Annotated in this window: 14 protein-coding genes; 9 read left to right on the top strand and 5 right to left on the bottom strand. The window is 71.0% G+C overall.

The window, feature by feature from the left end:
• Positions 1 to 74: 74 nt before the first annotated feature.
• On the bottom strand, positions 75 to 1,670 hold the full coding sequence (locus FS532_RS14220; protein WP_144755678.1) for a molybdopterin-dependent oxidoreductase: 1,596 nt from the start codon (positions 1,668 to 1,670) through the stop codon (positions 75 to 77).
• A gap of 256 nt (positions 1,671 to 1,926) precedes the next feature.
• On the opposite strand from FS532_RS14220, the gene FS532_RS14215 reads away from it, so the two are divergent.
• Entirely contained in the window at positions 1,927 to 2,553 is a 627-nt protein-coding gene (locus tag FS532_RS14215; RefSeq protein WP_144755675.1) for a hypothetical protein, read from the top strand.
• A gap of 143 nt (positions 2,554 to 2,696) precedes the next feature.
• Here FS532_RS14215 and gndA read toward each other — a convergent pair whose 3' ends face one another.
• Positions 2,697 to 4,154 (bottom strand): NADP-dependent phosphogluconate dehydrogenase, encoded by a 1,458-nt coding sequence (gndA, locus tag FS532_RS14210; protein ID WP_144755670.1) that lies wholly within the window; start codon positions 4,152 to 4,154, stop codon positions 2,697 to 2,699.
• Positions 4,155 to 4,267: 113 nt separating this feature from the next.
• Between gndA and FS532_RS14205 the strand changes: the two genes are divergently transcribed.
• Positions 4,268 to 4,807, top strand: coding sequence for a gluconokinase (locus FS532_RS14205; protein ID WP_144755667.1), 540 nt, complete (start codon positions 4,268 to 4,270; stop codon positions 4,805 to 4,807).
• Here the strand turns inward: FS532_RS14205 and FS532_RS14200 are convergent.
• On the bottom strand, positions 4,794 to 5,036 hold the full coding sequence (locus FS532_RS14200) for a hypothetical protein (protein ID WP_144755664.1): 243 nt from the start codon (positions 5,034 to 5,036) through the stop codon (positions 4,794 to 4,796). The two genes, FS532_RS14205 and FS532_RS14200, sit on opposite strands and share 14 nt — an antisense overlap.
• Before the next feature lie 215 nt (positions 5,037 to 5,251).
• Between FS532_RS14200 and FS532_RS14195 the strand changes: the two genes are divergently transcribed.
• The 4 genes from FS532_RS14195 to FS532_RS14180 all read left to right on the top strand — a co-directional run bounded on the left by FS532_RS14195 (position 5,252) and on the right by FS532_RS14180 (position 8,716).
• Entirely contained in the window at positions 5,252 to 6,547 is a 1,296-nt protein-coding gene (locus FS532_RS14195) for a sensor histidine kinase (RefSeq protein ID WP_144755660.1), read from the top strand.
• Positions 6,544 to 7,236, top strand: a complete 693-nt coding sequence (locus FS532_RS14190) for a response regulator (RefSeq protein WP_144755657.1) — start codon at positions 6,544 to 6,546, stop codon at positions 7,234 to 7,236. The genes FS532_RS14195 and FS532_RS14190 overlap by 4 nt, the downstream gene beginning before the upstream one ends.
• Positions 7,237 to 7,316: 80 nt before the next feature.
• Entirely contained in the window at positions 7,317 to 8,123 is an 807-nt protein-coding gene (locus tag FS532_RS14185; RefSeq protein ID WP_186322050.1) for a sugar phosphate isomerase/epimerase family protein, read from the top strand.
• Positions 8,120 to 8,716 carry a GNAT family N-acetyltransferase gene (locus FS532_RS14180; protein ID WP_144755651.1) on the top strand — a complete coding sequence of 199 codons (597 nt, stop codon included), beginning with the start codon at positions 8,120 to 8,122 and terminating at the stop codon, positions 8,714 to 8,716. Before FS532_RS14185 ends, FS532_RS14180 begins: the two co-directional genes overlap by 4 nt.
• 127 nt (positions 8,717 to 8,843) lie before the next feature.
• Here the strand turns inward: FS532_RS14180 and uxaC are convergent, their stop codons facing one another.
• Positions 8,844 to 10,340 carry a glucuronate isomerase gene (gene uxaC, locus FS532_RS14175; RefSeq protein WP_144755649.1) on the bottom strand — a complete coding sequence of 499 codons (1,497 nt, stop codon included), beginning with the start codon at positions 10,338 to 10,340 and terminating at the stop codon, positions 8,844 to 8,846.
• 11 nt (positions 10,341 to 10,351) lie between these two features.
• On the bottom strand, positions 10,352 to 11,395 hold the full coding sequence (locus FS532_RS14170; RefSeq protein ID WP_144755646.1) for a LacI family DNA-binding transcriptional regulator: 1,044 nt from the start codon (positions 11,393 to 11,395) through the stop codon (positions 10,352 to 10,354).
• A 153-nt stretch (positions 11,396 to 11,548) separates the two neighbouring features.
• On the opposite strand from FS532_RS14170, the gene FS532_RS14165 reads away from it, so the two are divergent.
• Genes FS532_RS14165 through FS532_RS14155 form a run of 3 tightly spaced genes read left to right on the top strand, consistent with a single transcriptional unit; the run spans position 11,549 to position 14,888 of the window.
• Positions 11,549 to 12,907, top strand: a complete 1,359-nt coding sequence (locus FS532_RS14165; protein ID WP_144755643.1) for an ABC transporter substrate-binding protein — start codon at positions 11,549 to 11,551, stop codon at positions 12,905 to 12,907.
• Positions 12,907 to 13,938: a carbohydrate ABC transporter permease gene (locus FS532_RS14160; RefSeq protein WP_144755639.1), complete on the top strand. Its 1,032-nt coding sequence runs from the start codon at positions 12,907 to 12,909 to the stop codon at positions 13,936 to 13,938. Before FS532_RS14165 ends, FS532_RS14160 begins: the two co-directional genes overlap by 1 nt.
• On the top strand, positions 13,935 to 14,888 hold the full coding sequence (locus FS532_RS14155) for a carbohydrate ABC transporter permease (protein ID WP_079238347.1): 954 nt from the start codon (positions 13,935 to 13,937) through the stop codon (positions 14,886 to 14,888). The genes FS532_RS14160 and FS532_RS14155 overlap by 4 nt, the downstream gene beginning before the upstream one ends.
• Positions 14,889 to 14,967: the final 79 nt, after the last annotated feature.

Genomic DNA, 14,967 nt, shown 5'->3' with positions numbered 1-14,967 from the left:
TGGACGCGCTGTCTCGAGGATGCGACGGTGTCGCCCGAGTCGAGCCGCGCCTCCATGCCGTTGACCGTCGACCGTCAGGCCGCCCGCACCTCGACGCTGTGCCATCCCGAGGCGCCGTTCGGTGCCGGCGGCCGCTCGACGCTCGTCTGCACCTCGCCGTCCGCGCTCACGGCACGCACCTGGATGCGGTGCGACCCCTTCGTCGGCGTCCACCGGTACACCCACTGCCGCCACGTGTCGGCGGACACGGAGTCCGCGAGCGTGGCCTCCTGCCACGCGCCGTCGCCGACCCGGACCTGCACGGCCTTGACCCCGGTGTGCGGCTGCCAGGCGACGCCCGCGATGGCGACGGTCGACCCGGCGTCGACGGTGGAACCGTCGCGGGGCGTGTCGATGCGCGATTCGAGCTTGACGGGGCCGCGCTCCGACCATCCGCGGGGCGTCCAGTAGCCCTGCGCGTCGGCGAAGCGGGTGACCTCGAGTTCGGTGACCCACTTCGTGGCAGACACGTAGCCGAACAGCCCGGGGACGACCATCCGGACCGGGAAACCGTGCTCCGGCGGCAGCGGCTCACCGTTCATGCCGACCGCCAGCAGCGCCGCGGTCCCGTCGTCCTGCAGCACGTCGAGGGGTGTCCCCGCGGTGAAGCCGTCGACGCTGCGGGACAGCACCATGTCGGCGCCCGCGTGCGGCCCGGCGCGTTCGAGCAGGTGCCGGATGGGGTAGCCGAGCCACAGCGCGTTGCCGATGAGGTCGCCGCCGACCTCGTTCGAGACGCAGCTCAGGGTGGCGAGGTGCTCCTCGAGCGGCAGGGCGAGCAGGTCGTCCCACGTCAGCTCGACCTCGTGGTCGACGGCGCCGTGGATCCGCAACCGCCAGTCCGCGGTGTCGACCGATGGCACGCGCAGCGCGGTGTCGATCCGGTAGAAGTCGGCGTTCGGGGTCACGTACGGGGTGATGCCGGCGACGTCGAGCGACGCCCCGGCGGGGACGGCCGGCGCCGTCGTCGCGGGCTCCGGCAGTCGGATCGCCCGACGAGCGGCCGCCGCTGCCTGCATGGCCGAGGTCCCCAGCCTGGAGGCGGTGCCCACCACGACCGCGAGGGTCGCCGCGGTGACGCCCCAGACCAGGAACGCGCGACGCTCGGTCGACGCCGGCCGCGGTGCGGCGGACGGCACGGCGGCCGCTGCCTCCCAGCGGCGGAGCCGGACCGCGAGCAGCCGCAGCACGATGATCGCCGCGGCCACGCCGAGCACCGACGGTGCGCCGTCCCACGTCCCGCTGCCGGAGCGGGTGCTGACGGCCACGAGGGACAGGACCCCGCCGACCGCGAACACGAGCGCCCCGAACGGCGGCCGCGCCCGCTCGAGGACGCCGGCGCAGGCACTGATCGCGGCGACGAGGACCGCCATCAGGACGAACAACGCCACCTTGTCGCCGGTCCCGAACAGGGCGACCATGAGGTCCTTCGCACCGCGAGGGGCGAGGTCGATGACGGCCGAGCCGACGGCCACGAGCGGACTGCCGGCGCCGCCCAGCACGAGCGCGCCGAGCTCGGCGGCGGCGAAGAACGCTGCGGCGGCGACGAGACCGGCGCCCGCCGCGAGCAACACCGGTCGATGGACGGTCCGTGGTGCGGTCTCGACTGCGGTCTCGACGTCAGTGGTCACGGGCCGAGCGTAGGTCGCGGCTGCCGCGCGTGGGCTGACAGTCGTGCACGTGGGGCTGGTCGGCAGGAGTGGGTCTGCGTCCGTCCATCGGGCCGGGTGTGCTTCAGGTCCCGTTCGCGGGCCTGGTGTGGTTCGGCACCCGTTCACCGGGCCGAGCCAGCCGGTACCGAGCGGGGCGTGCGAGGATCAGGGTGTGCTGAGGCGACCCGACCGCGTTCCGCGGTTCGGTCGCGCCCGGCGACGGGAACGCCACCCGATGTCCGCCGTACGACGCCTGATGGTCCTGCGCTGGGTCATCGTCGGCGTGTGGGCCGCCCTCCTCACCGCCCGGATCATCGTCGTGGCCACGACGCCGGACGCCGACCTGACGTACTTCGGGATCGCCGAGGTCGTCGCGATCACACTCGGCGTCGTGGTCATCGGGGTGGCGGTGGTCCGGGCGCAGTCGATCCGACGGCGCCGCGAGGACGAGGCCCTTGCACTCGCCATCCGCCGCATCGACCCGACCGTGTGGCTGGTCCCCGCTGCTCCGACCCCGGAACTCCGTACCTCGATCGAGACGATCCGACCCGAGGTCTCGCTCGGCCACCGTGTGACATGGGCGTTCGGCGCGACCGAGGCGTCGCTGTGGGAACTCGAGGATCGACGCGCGACCCGGCTGCTCGTGATCCGGTGGAGTCGCATGGTGCACGTCGGACTCGAAGACGTGCAGGGCGACGGCCGGTCCTGGGCGATCGCCATGCACTACGTCCGACCCGACGACACGACGGCGGTGGCGACGTTCTTCGTCCGCGCGGCCCCGGGTTCGCGGCGGATGCTCGGGCGCGGGCCGCGGCTCGAACGGCTCGTCGCTGACCTGGCACGGGAGCGCATCGTCGCGTAGCGGCTTGCGGCAGGGCTCGGGGCGTCTTGCGGCGCGGCGCGTGGCGTCTTGCGGCGGGCGCGCGGCGTCCTGCGGCGTGGACGGGAAGGCGGAAGGCCCCGCCGATCGGCGAGGCCTTCCCGTGGTGCGGTTGTCGCCGCGGTCTAGTGGGTGGACGGTTCCTGGTCGACCTCGCGGCGGTCGTCGTCGGACCACAGCGTGTGGAAGGTGCCGTCCTTGTCGATGCGCTGGTAGGTGTGCGCACCGAAGAAGTCGCGCTGCCCCTGGATGAGGGCGGCGGGCAGGCGGTCGGAGGCGAGCGAGTCGAAGTACGACAGCGCCGACGAGAAGCCCGGTGCGGGGATCCCCGACGCTGCGGCGATCCCGACGATGCGGCGCCAGGCGGCTTCGCCCTCCTGCACGGCGTTCGCGAAGTACGGGTCGACCAGCAGGCTCTCGAGCGAGGGGTTCTTGTCGTACGCCTCGACGATGCGGTTGAGGAACTGGGCGCGGATGATGCAGCCGCCGCGCCAGATCTTCGCGATGTTGCCGAGGTTGATGTCCCAGCCGTACTCCTTGGCCCCGGCGATGATCAGGTCGAAGCCCTGCGCGTACGCGACGACCTTCGACGCGTACAGCGCTGCACGGACGTCGTCGGCGAACCCGTCGGCGACCTCGGCGATGGTGGGGCGGTCCGGGAAGGCCTTCTGCACCGCGGACCGCTGGGTCGGCTTGGACGACACGGCACGGGCGAACACCGCTTCGCCGATGCCGGAGACGGGGATGCCGAGACCGACCGCGTTCTGCACGGTCCAGACACCGGTGCCCTTCGAGCCGGCCTCGTCACGGATGACGTCGACGAGGGGCTTGCCGGTGTCGGCATCCTGCTGCTTGAGGACCTCGACGGTGATCTCGATCAGGTAGGACTCGAGGTCGCCGCCGTTCCACTCGTCGAACACCTTCACGAGGTCCTCGACACTGAGCCCACCGACGCGACGGAGCAGGTCGTAGGACTCGGCGATGAGCTGCATGTCGGCGTACTCGATGCCGTTGTGCACCATCTTCACGAAGTGGCCGGCGCCGTCGGTGCCGATGTGGGTGACGCAGGGCTCGCCCTCGGCGACCGCCGCGATCGACTTGAGGATCGGGCCGAGCGTCTCCCAGGCCTCCTTCGAGCCGCCGGGCATGATCGACGGGCCCTTCAGCGCGCCCTCTTCACCACCCGAGATGCCGGTGCCGACGAAGTTGAGGCCCTTCTCGCGCAGGTCGTGCTCACGCCGGATGGTGTCGTGGAAGTTCGCGTTGCCGCCGTCGACGATGATGTCGCCTTCCTCGAACCGCTCGGCCAGCTGCTCGATGACGGCGTCGGTGCCTTTGCCGGCCTGCACCATGATGATGGCGGTGCGCGGCTTGGACAGGGAGGCGACGAAGTCGTCGATCGACTCGGACGCGATGAACCCGGCGTCGGCGTGCTCGTTCAGCAGCTCCTCGGTGCGGGCGTACGTGCGGTTGTAGACCGCGACCGTGTTGCCCTCACGCGACGCGAGGTTGCGCGCGAGGTTCGACCCCATCACCGCCAGACCGACCACGCCGATGTTCGCCTGTCCGTTGTTGTCTGCCACGAAGGTCTCCTTTGTCCTGACGTTCGCCACCAACCTACGGTCCGCGGCTCGGGACCGCACGGGTGTTACGGCAACTGGGGATGACTGTTCACCCCGACCAATACTGTGGAGGAATGACCGAGAGCGTTGTCCTCCCGCCCGTGCTCGTGATGGGGGTCTCCGGCTCCGGCAAGTCGACGATCGGTCAGGCCCTCGCCGATGCGCTCGCCGACCGTGGTGACCCGAGCGTGTTCGTCGACGCGGACGACCTGCACCCGGCCGCGAACAAGGAGAAGATGCGTCAGGGCATCCCGCTCACCGACGAGGACCGGTGGCCGTGGCTCGATGCCTGCGCCGCCCGGATCGCGTCCGTCGAGGCATCCGGAAGCCGGTGCGTGATGGCGAACTCGGCGCTCAAGCGCGTCTACCGCGACCGTCTCCGCGAATCGGCTCCGGGCCTCGTCATCGCGTACCTCGACGGCTCGCACGACCTCATCGCCGAGCGGCAGTCGCACCGGCACCACGAGTACATGCCGACGTCGCTGCTCGACTCGCAGTTCGCCACGCTGGAGCGGCCGGAGCCGGACGAGGCCGCCGTCGCCGTGCCGATCGACGGGTCGGTCGACGACACGGTGACGGCGATCCTCGCGGCGCTGTCGGTCACTTCCGGCTGAGCTCGGAGAGCCGCGAGCGGTACTCCTCGGCGTCGATGTCGCCGCGGGCGAAGCGGTCGGCGAGCACGGACCGCGCGTCCGAACGAGCACGCCAGCTGCCGCGACGGAGGACCCCGAACACCACGAACACGACGAGGAACGCGAAGAAGAAGAACGCGGGGAAGACGAAGAACGGGAACCCGCCGCCGTGCCAGTACGGGGCGGTGGCTGCGATGGTGTTGGTGAGCACGAGGACCTCCTGAGGTCGGTTTCGGTGCCGCTGTCGCGACCGTTCCAGGATCCGGTCTGGAGGCATGGCGCGCGTCCGCCACGGAGGCCCACTTCCGCCTGCTCCCGCGGTCGTAGGGCACGTCCTCCTCACCAGGCGACTACTCCCGCGGGAGTAGTCCACAGGTCGTGCTCCCGCCCGATGCCGGAGTTCAGCACCGACCCTAGGCTCGAGCCATGGACCGCACCCCGACCGTCGCCGACGCCTCCCGCTGGGGCGGGCGTCGACGCTTCGCCCGCGTCGGGCGCGTGCTGCCCGTGGCGTTCCTGCAGATCGTCGGCACGCTCGTCGCGTCCCGCTTCGCGACCTCAGCCGGCGGCGACGGGTCGAACGGCGGACCCCCGTGGGCGCGGCACGCCTTCGGCGGCACGGTCGACCCGGTGCTCGTCGGGCCGATCGCGATCGCCCTGCTCGTGGCGGGTGTCGTCGTGCTCCCGTGGCGGTGGCGCTGGCCGCGGGGCGTGCTGCTCGTCACCCTGGCCACGACGGTCGGCTTCGCCCTGGTGGTGAGTCCGCGCGGACCGTTCGTCGCTGCCCTCACGATGGCCATGGCGAACGCCTGGCTCCGCGGACACAGGTGGTGGGTCGCCGTCTCCGGGGCGGTCGCGATCGCCGTGCTCCCGACCGCCGACGCCGTCCTCGGCCGTTCCTCGGTGCTCGACCTCAGCGCCGTGCTGCTGTGCGTGGCGTGGGTCACGGTGACGATCGCGGTGTCCGAGCTCGTCCGGGTCCGCCTCGAGCGCGTCGCTGAACGCCGTCGGCAGCGTGCCGAGGCCGACCGTCGCCGCGCCACGGACGAACGGGTCCGGATCGCCCGGGAACTGCACGACTCGGTCGCCCACAGCATGTCGCTCATCAACCTCCAGGCGGGTGTCGCCCTCCACCTCGGCGCTGACCTGCCGGAACAGACCCGGGACTCCCTCGCCAACATCCGGGACTCGAGCCGCGATGCCCTCGTCGAGCTCCGCACGATCCTCGGCGTCCTCCGTTCGGTCGACGGAACGCGCGAGGGGGCGGCTGACGGCGAGGGGTCCGAACGCGCCCCGACCGCCGGCCTCGATCGCGTCGCCGAGCTCGTGGAGCGAGCGCGTGCCGCCGGCGTCGACGTCACCCTGTCGCTCGACGGCGATCGTGCGGGCGTGCACGGCGTCACCGATCGGAACGCCTTCCGCATCGTGCAGGAGTCGGTGACCAACGTGATGAAGCACGCCCCGGGGCACCGAGCCGCCGTGACGATCTCGATCGGGCCGGACGTCGTCGACCTCCTCGTCGAGGACCACCCGGCGCAGTCGCAGGCGGCCGGCATCCCGTCGACCGAACCGCTCGCGTCGACCGGCAACGGGATCATCGGGATGCGCGAACGTGCGAACGCGGTTGACGGCACGCTGTCCTCCGGGCCGACGACCGACGGCGGCTGGCGGGTGGCAGCGCGCCTGCCGATCGTCGGCACCGAACCGGAGGACATCCGATGACCACCGACCCCACCACTTCCGACCCGATCCGCGTGCTCCTCGTCGACGACCAGGTGCTCGTCCGCGCGGGACTCCGGGCGCTCGTCGACGCCGAACCCGGGATGACCGTCGTCGGTGAGGCCGGCGACGGTGACGCCGCGGTGGACGTCGCCCGGCGGGAACTCCCCGACGTCGTGCTGATGGACATCCGGATGCCGGGTACTGACGGTCTCTCGGCGACGCAGCGGATCTCGGCCGACCCGGAACTCGCCGGCGTGCACGTCGTCATCCTCACGACCTTCGAGGAGGACGACCACGTGTTCGAGGCGATCCGGGGTGGTGCTGCCGGGTTCCTCGTGAAGGACACCGAGCCGGCCGAACTCCTCCGGGCGATCCGGACCGTCGTCGCGGGGGAGTCCCTGCTCTCGCCCCGGGCGACCCGTTCCCTGGTCGAGGCGTACGCCACCCACGCCAAGCCGTCCTCCCTCGCACCGGAGCTCGGCGTCCTGACCGACCGGGAGCGCCAGGTCATGCAGCTCGTCGCCGTGGGGATGACGAACGCCGAGATCGCCGAGCAGCTGTTCGTGAGCCCGATGACCACGAAGACGCACGTGTCCCGGGCGATGATCAAGCTCGGCGCCCGCGACCGCGCCCAGCTCGTCGTCTTCGCCTACGAGACCGGCCTCGTGACGCCGGGGTGGCGCCCGTGATCCCGCGCTGCGCTGATCGGATCCGTGGCAACGAACGGCAACGACTGCCGGACCGCGGAACCCCGAGTTGCATGGAGCCCATGTCGTTCACCGGATTCGGCGTCGTCGCCGGAGCAGAACTGACCGAGGCCGTCCGTCGTGCGGGCGCCGACCACGTGGAACCGACGATCGCCGGCAACCTGGTGATCCAGCCGGACGGTGACGGCGGTGACTGGGCGCTGAACGACCTCTACGCCGGTGACCGATTCCCGTCGTTCGCGATCCTCGTCCCCGGAGACCTCCCGCTCCTGACCGCAGAACCCACCGCCGTCCGGGGCTACTTCGACGCCGTCCTCCCGATCGTCCACTCCGTCGCCGACCCCGGCGCGAAGATCGTGTTCGGGTCGGGGACCGCCCGGACGGCACCAGACGGCATGCCCGAGGCCGAGGCCGACCGCCGGTTCGCCGAGGTGCTCCGCACGGCCCGGGACACTGCCGTGGCGAACGACCTGCGCATCGTGCTCGAACCGCTGAGCCGGTCGGAGACGAACGTCCTGAACTCGTTCGCCGAGGCCGTCCGGTTCCTGGACGACGCGGCCATCGACGGGGTTGACGTCGTCGCCGACCTGTTCCACATCCGGAACGAGGGGGAGTCACTCGACGTCCTCCGCGAGCACGGGGACCGCATCGGCCACGTGCACGTCAGCGATCGCGACCGGCTCCCGCTCGGGGCCGAGGGCGGCGACGACGTCTGGCGCGACTTCCTCCACGCCGTGCACGACGGCGGCTACCGCGGCTCGGTCTCGCTGGAGTGCAACTGGTCCCGGGACACCACCACGGCCGCCGAGCGGGAGATCGGTCGATCGCTCGAACTCCTCCGACGATCGGGTGCCATGCTCGTGGCATGACGATCGAGGTGCGCTCCGCGACGTCCTTCGACGACGTCCGCACCATGGTCGGGCCGAAGCGCCCGGACGCGAACGTGTGCTGGTGCCTGAGCTACCGGATCCCGGCGAAGGAGAACCAGGCGCTCATCGGGACGGCGCGTGGGGATCGCGTCCGAGCACTGCTCGACGAGGACCTGCCGCCCGGGGTCCTGGCGTACGACGGCGGTGAGGTCGTCGGGTGGGCCGCGGTGCACCCCCGCCCGGACACGACGTTCGCGCGGAACCGGAAGATCCCGCACCTCGACGAGCCGGGCGACAGGACCGTGTGGAGTGTCTGGTGCATCCGGGTCCGGCCGGGGCACCGGGGCGAGGGCATCTCGCACGCGCTGCTCGCGGGCGCGGTCGACTTCGCCCGTGATCACGGCGCACGCACGGTGGAGGGCTACCCCGTCGACAACCGCGGCGAACGGGTCGACCTGACGATGGCGTACGTCGGGACCCGCGCGCTGTTCGAGCACGCCGGGTTCGAGCACGCGGTGGACACGACGTCCGTGCTGAACGGCGTCCCCCGCGTGCTCATGCGTCGCACCGTGCGAGGCGGCGCACGGAGCTGACCCTCGCACCGTGCGAGGCACGGCCGCGACGGTGCGAGGTTTCGCGCAGTGTGCGACGCCGCGCGCCTCGCACCATCCGCGGAACCTCGCACACTGCGGAACAGCGCCCGCACCCCGCCGCACGCGCTCAGAGCTTGAACGTCGCCTTCGGGATGTCCGACACGATGCGCCGCGCGGTGCGGACGGCGTCCTCCTCGGAGATCTCGTGCGTCACGACGAGCGATGCCAGGTAGGCCGCGTCCGCCCGGCGGGCCATGTCGTGCCGCGCGGGGATCGAGCAGTACGCCCGGGTGTCGTCGATGAACCCCGAGGTCTTCGTGAACGACGCCGAGTCGGTGATGGCCGCTCGGTACCGTCCGATCGCCGCCGGGGTGTCGATGAACCACCAGGGAGCGCCGGCGTACACGGCGGGGTAGAAGCCGGCGAGCGGACCGATCTCGCGGGAGAACACGGTCTCGTCGACGGTGAAGAGCACGAGGTGGAAGCCGGGCGCGGTGCCGAAGGACTCCAGCAGGGGGCGCAGCGGTTCGGTGAAGGACCCGACCGCGGGCAGGTCGTGCCCGGTGTCCGGCCCGAAGCGCTCGAGCGTCGGCGCGTGGTGGTTCCGGTGCACCCCGGGGTGGAGCTGCATGACGAGGCCGTCCTCGACGCTCATCTCGGCCCAGCGGTAGAGCATGTCGTGCCGGTACGCGACGGCCTCCGCGGCGGTCACGCCTTCCGGACCCGAGAGCGCGGCCGCGTGGATCCGCGAGCGCTCCGACGCCGACAGCGGTGCCGATCCGGCATCGAGGACCCCGGTGTCGGTGGCCGTCGCGCCGTGCTGGATGAAGTACTGGCGACGCGCGCGGAGAGCCGCCAGCAGCCCGTCGTGGGTTCCCGTGTCGATGCCGGCGGCTTCACCGATCGACGCGACCACGTGCCTCCAGTCCGATCCCGACGGGTCGAACACGGCGTCCGCGCGGAACGTGGGGACCACCCGGCCGGTGAAGGTGGGGTCGGCGGCGAGCCGCGCGTGCGCGGCGAGGTCGGCGGTGGGGGCGTCGGTGGTCGCGAGGACCTCGATGCCGAAGGCGTCGAACAGAGCGCGCGGACGGAACGCGGGTGACGCCAGCAGGTCGGCGATGTGGTCGTACTGGGCGTCCGCGTTCGCGGCCGACGGCTGCTCCGTCAGCCCGAAGACGTCGTGCAGCTCCGTCTCGAACCAGTAGCGGACGGGGGTCCCGAGGAAGTCGTCCCAGTGCTCGGCCAGCGTCCGCCAGACGGACCTGCCTGGCGGGGTCGGCTCAGCGGCATCGCGCCAGCGATGCGCCGACCCCGCCGGGCGAGCCTGCGAGCCCGGACGGGTTCCGGACAGGTCGGCGCGACCCAGCGCCTCCAGTCCGACACCGTTCGCGTGCAGGAGCCGCAGGACGTAGTGGTCCGGCGTGATGAGCAGCGACGCGGGGTCCTCGAACGGCTGGTCGTCCGCGATCAGCGAGGCGTCGACGTGACCGTGGGGCGAGATGATCGGCGCGTCCTTGACGGCGTCGTAGACCGTGCGGGCGACCGCGCGCGCTCCCGGGTCGGCGGCGAAGAGCCGGTCGGGGTGCGGGGCGAGCGGGGTGGCGGTGCTGAGCTGGGTCATCGTCGACTCCTTCAGGACGGGTGCGGGGCGGGCGCGGGGCCGGTGGACTCGCGGACGGTCAGGTGGGTGGGCAACGCGACGGCGCCGCTCATGTGCTCACCGGGCAGCTCCTCGGCGGGGATCGCGCCGAGTCGGCCCAGAAGCATGCGGATCGCGACCCGTCCGGCGCGCTCGATCGGCGACGTCATGGTGGTGAGCGGCGGGTTGCAGAAGTCGGCGCCGAAGATGTCGTCGCAGCCGACGATGCTCATGTCCTCGGGGACGCGGACGCCGCGCTCCCGCAGCCGGGTGAGCATGCCGATCGCGATGAGGTCGTTGAAGGCGATGCAGGCGGTCGCGCCGGCGTGCACGGCGGCGTCGGCGGCCGCGGCGCCGGAGTCCACGAAGGGGGCGTGCGGACCGACGCGGGCGACCCGCACGCCGAGCCGCTTGGCGACGCGCACGAGGGCCTTCCACCGGCGTTCGTTCGACCACGAGCTGTCCGGGCCGGCGACGTACAGGATGTCCCGGTGGCCGAGCGACACCAGGTGCTGTACGGCCTGCTCGACCCCGCCGGGGGTGTCGATCAGGACGGAGGGGACCCCGGCGGGCCGGCGGTTCACGACGACGAGCGGGGTGCGTTCGGCGAACCGGGCGATCTGCGCGTCGGAGAGTCGCGACGCGGTGAGCACGGCCCCGTCGGCCTTCCCGGCGATCGCGCTGAGGGCGGCCATCTCGGCGTCGGCGGACTCCTCGGTGTCGACGAGGAGCTGTGTCCACCCGGCACCGGCGAGCTGGTGCTGGGTGCCGCGGATGACGTCGAAGTAGAAGGGGTTCGTGATGTCGGAGACCAGGACGGCGACCGCTCGGGTCCGGCCGGACGTGAGCGCCCGCGCCTGCGAGTTCGGGACGTAGCCGAGCTCGCGGGCCGCCTGCTGGATGCGCTGCTGCGTGGTGTGGTTGACCCGGTCGGGGAGCGACAGCGCACGGGACACGGTCGACGGAGCCACACCGGTCGCGTCGGCGATGTCGCGGATGGTCACCCGCCGGGCGGTGTCGGTGTCTGCGCTGCTCACGCTGCCGAACGTAGGCCGGTCTGGCAACAAGTGGCAACCGGTTGCCGGATGTTGCCATGACGGGAACAGTGGTGTCACGCCGGGGGCACGACCACCCGGCACCCGGGACGCAGCGTCGCTCCCGGGAGGAGGTCTCGAGGAGGAAACCCCCGCATGAGCACAGGAAGACTCAGGACACGCACCCTGATCGGTGCCGTGGCCGTGGTCGCCCTCACCGCGCTGTCCCTGCAGGGGTGCGCCGTGGTGAACGGCAGCGGCGACGACCCGAACACCCTCCGCGTCATGATGGGCGCGGACACCACCTACCCCAAGGAACGCAAGCAGTGGCAGCAGGACGTCGCCGCCGAGTTCCAGCGCACCACCGGGGCGAAGGTCCAGTGGGAGACGTACTCCTCCGCGCAGGAGGAGTTGACGGCCATCCAGACGAGCGTCATCTCCGGGCAGGGCCCCGACGTGTACGCCATCGGCAGCACGTTCACCCCCACCGCGTACGCCACCGGCGCCTTCGTCGAGATGGACTCGAAGGACTGGAAGGCGGTCGGCGGCAAGGACCAGTTCGACCCTGCGTCCTTCGGCATCTCGGGTCCGAGCAGCTCGAAGCAGATCGGCATCCCGTTCGCCAGCCGTCCGTTCGTGATGGCCGTGAACAAGGACCTGCTCGCCGACGCCGGGATCGACTCGATGCCCACCACCTGGGACGAGCTCACCGCGGACGCGAAGGCCACCACCACGGGTGACCGGCACGGTATGGCGATCGCCTACGCGGACGGCTTCGACCCATGGAAGTTCGTCTGGGGCATGGCGCAGAACGCCGGCAACACGATCGTGTCGAAGGACGGCAAGGCCGAGATCGACACGAAGGCCGTCCAGAACGCCTACCGCACCTACTTCGACTGGGTCACCAAGGACGGCGTCGTCGACAAGGCCGCGATCGGGTGGAACAACGCCCAGGCCCTCGCGCAGTTCACCGAGGGGAAGGCCGCGTTCTTCCCGATGACGACGACCACCGCGATCAACTCGTTCAAGAACACCCCCGTGGACGGCAAGTACGAGTTCGCCCTGCTCCCGACGGTCCCACCGGGAGCCGACGAACGGCCGGCCGACGGCATCGAGGCCGCGAGCATCCTCTCCGGCGACAACTGGGTGGTGGCCGACTACGGGAAGAAGCAGGACCTGTCGTTCGACTTCATCAAGCAGCTCAGCACGCCGAAGGCCCAGCTCGAGTACTACAAGCTCTTCGGCAACCTGCCGACGAACACCGACGCCGCGGCCCAGCTCGCGGCGGCGAACCCGCAGCTCAAGCCGATCATCGACGCCGGGAAGCTCTCGAAGCCGACCGCCTTCACCGGTGCCTGGTCGGACATCCAGCTCTCGCTCGTGGACGTCGTCGTCCAGTCCATCCCGTCGCTGAAGAGCGGCGAGGTGACCGACGACCAGCTCCGGAAGCGTCTGCAGGACGCCCAGAAGGACGCCCAGTCCACGCTCGACCGGCAGAAGAACGGAGGCCTGTGATGACGCAGGTCCAGACCCCCGCACCGCGTGCGGGCGAGCAGCACGGCCGCGAGGTGCGGCCGCACGGGAAGACCCCGCTGTACAAGCGCGAACGTCCGCTCTGGATGCTCCTGCCCGGCGGCGTCCTCATGCTCGCCGTCATCGTCGTGCCGCTCCTGGTGGGCGTGTACATCGCGATGCTCGACCTCGACCAGTACACGCTGCGCCAGTGGTTCAGCGCCCCGTTCATCGGGTTCCAGAACTTCGCCGAGGCCTTCACCGACTCGCCGCTGCTCCACTCGATCTGGATCTCGGTGTCGCTGTCGGTGCTCGTCACCGCGGTCACCGTGCCGATCGGGGTCGCCGCGGCGATCTCCACGCAGAACCGGTTCCCCGGCCGCGGACTCGTCCGGTCGATCTACCTCATCCCGTACGTGCTCCCGGCGTTCGTCGTCGGCACGTTCTTCCGGACCATGCTCCAGCCGCAGGGCGTCGTGAACTCGATCCTGCACACCGACGTGCTCTGGCTGAACGGCTCGGCGTCGTACTGGGCGCTCGCCGGCGTGATGATCTGGACGAGCTGGCCGTTCGTCTACCTGCTCTCCCTCGCCGGACTGCAGGCCGTCGACAACGAGGTGCACGAGGCCGCCGCCCTCGACGGGGTGACCTGGTGGGCGAAGCTGCGCTACATCATCTTCCCGTACCTGCGCGGACCGCTGTCGCTCGCGATCATCATCTCGATCCTGCACAACATCAACAACTTCACCCTGCCGTTCGTGCTCTTCGGCATCCCGTTGCCGTCGAGCGTCGAGGTGATGCCCGTCCTGACGTACATCGCCAGCTTCCAGTCGTTCCGCTTCGGCCTGTCCGCGGCGATGGCGATCTGCTCGCTCGTGATCGTCGCCATCCCGCTGTTCGTCTACCTCCGGGCCGTCAAGCTCGACACCGGTGACGACGCCGGCCCCAACCGGAAGCAGCGCCGTGCCGACCGGCGCACCCTCGCCGCAGCGACCCCGGCCGCTGCCGCCGACATCGACGGAGCCCGAGCATGAGCGCCTTCACCACCTCCACGCGGACCCGTCCCACGGCGACGCTGACCGAGAGCATCACCGCCGGCGACCGCGGCCGTCGGCACAAGCGCCCCTACGACACGGACGTCACCCGGCTCCTGCCGCGCTGGCTGCTCGTGACCGTGATCGCCGTCATCATCGCGTTCATCGCGGTCCCGGTGCTCTACATCCTGTTCGGCTCGGTGAACTCCGACGTCGCGGTCGCCCGCGGCGAGTACTTCCCGTCCGAGTTCACCCTGTCGAACTACGTCAACATCTGGTCGACGGTCGCGCTCGGGTCCGGGCTGGTCAACAGCATCCTGACCGCCGGTGCCGTCGCCGTCGCGAGCGCCGCGCTCGCCGTGTCCACCGCCTACGTCCTCGTCCGCTTCCGGTTCCTCGGACGCCTGACGTTCCTGCGCGGACTGCTCGCGCTGCAGTCCATCCCCGGCACCCTGCTGCTCCTGCCCGTGTTCGTGGTGTTCTCGAACATCGCGAGCGCGACCGGCGTGCAGATCATCGGGACGCGCTGGGGCCTGTTCGTCACGTACCTGACGTTCGCCCTGCCGTTCTCGACCTGGGTGATGGTCACGTACCTCCGTGGCCTGCCGAAGGAACTGGAGGAAGCCGCCCGCATCGACGGCGCCTCATCGACGAAGATCCTCACGAAGATCGTCCTGCCGCTGTCGTGGCCGGGCATCGTCGTGTCGGCGATCTTCGCGTTCCTGCTCGGCTGGAACGACGTCCTGTTCTCGACGATCATGACCACCCCGAACACGCGCACCGTGGCCGTGGTCCTGCAGGTGCTCGGCACCACCCAGGAGGGCGGGGCCGTCCCGATCTACGGCCAGATGATGGCCGCGTCCATCGTCTGCGCCGTACCGGTCGTCGCCCTCTACCTGATCTTCCAGCGCTACCTGGTCGGCGGTCTCACCGCCGGTTCCGTCAAGTAGCGCTGTGGAGTCTGCCGAACTCTCCACAGACTGCCTGGAGGCGCGGTGCCAGCCCGCCCCGCGCCGCCAGGCTGGTCTT

Origin of the sequence: Curtobacterium pusillum, assembly GCF_007673235.1 — a bacterium.
Taxonomy (GTDB): domain Bacteria; phylum Actinomycetota; class Actinomycetes; order Actinomycetales; family Microbacteriaceae; genus Curtobacterium; species Curtobacterium pusillum_C.
This window is presented reverse-complemented; position numbering and strand designations above follow the sequence as displayed.